A 919-nucleotide genomic window follows, 5' to 3' on the forward strand; every position below is an offset into this window, starting at 1 on the left:
GTTCTGAGAGTCGTCTCTGAGAGTCTTCGCCGCACGACGAAATCGAGAATACCGAGTAACGGCGAGCCGTTTTTCGCTCTCTCGGTTAACAGGTGGCCCGATTCGTCATTCTGAAAGAGGGAAACAAAGTAACCCCGGAAGGTACGGCATCGAAAGCCCTGGATTGTCAGAATCGGCTGCCCGCGGTGGTTAACAAAACTGTTAACCACTCTCGACCGCTCTCTCCCCAAAACGGGTGAAAGAGCGTTCCAGAGAGCCCAGTTGGCGGCGGAGAAGAGGGGGCGTCTTGCTCGGCGGGGTAGAGGGCCGAGAGCGCCCTCTTCAGCACCGCGAGCCAAAATCCCTTGGGATTCAGGGGCTTAAGCACGAAGGCCCCGCGATGTCATCGCGAGGCCCGTGTTAAACAAAAAGGGCCCTACCGGTTGGTAGGGCCCTTCAAGTAGCTCCCCGACGAGGACTCGAACCTCGGACCTAGTGATTAACAGTCACCCGCTCTACCGGCTGAGCTATCGGGGAATATGTCGTCCCGGCGGAACCGCGTTGCCGTGATGAGGCGCTTTCTAGAGAATGGTGCCCGCTCTGTCAACAGTCCCTTTTGATCCGCTCTCCCGGCTTCGCCTCCAGCCCTGGTCCGCACTCGCCGGCCTGGGCCCCATGGCGGCCGACTCCATCGCCCAGGTGCTCGCCGGCTCCGCCGCTGAGCGCGTGCTCGACCGCACTCTGCGTGACCACCGCTCCCTGACCCGCGAGCAGCGCCAGGCCCTCAAGGAGGCCGTTTTCAACGTCGGGCTCTGGCGGCGGCGCCTGGGCTTCCTCCTGGGCCGGGAGGACGCCGCGCCTGCAACCCTCCTCCACGCCCTGCTACACGGCCTCGCTGGCGTCCCAGCCGCGGCAGCCGCCTCCCTGGCCGGGCTGAGGG

Annotated in this window: 1 tRNA gene and 1 pseudogene; one reads left to right on the plus strand and one right to left on the minus strand. The window is 64.0% G+C overall.

Annotated elements, in window-relative coordinates:
• Positions 1-443: 443 nt before the first annotated feature.
• Positions 444-516: transfer RNA gene (locus G4D87_RS38200), tRNA-Asn, on the minus strand.
• A gap of 138 nt (positions 517-654) precedes the next feature.
• Here G4D87_RS38200 and G4D87_RS38205 point away from each other — a divergent pair.
• Positions 655-919 (plus strand): annotated as a pseudogene (locus G4D87_RS38205) (RsmB/NOP family class I SAM-dependent RNA methyltransferase); the annotation flags it as partial.

Source organism: Myxococcus vastator, assembly GCF_010894475.1.
In the GTDB taxonomy this organism is placed as follows: Bacteria; Myxococcota; Myxococcia; order Myxococcales; family Myxococcaceae; genus Myxococcus; species Myxococcus vastator.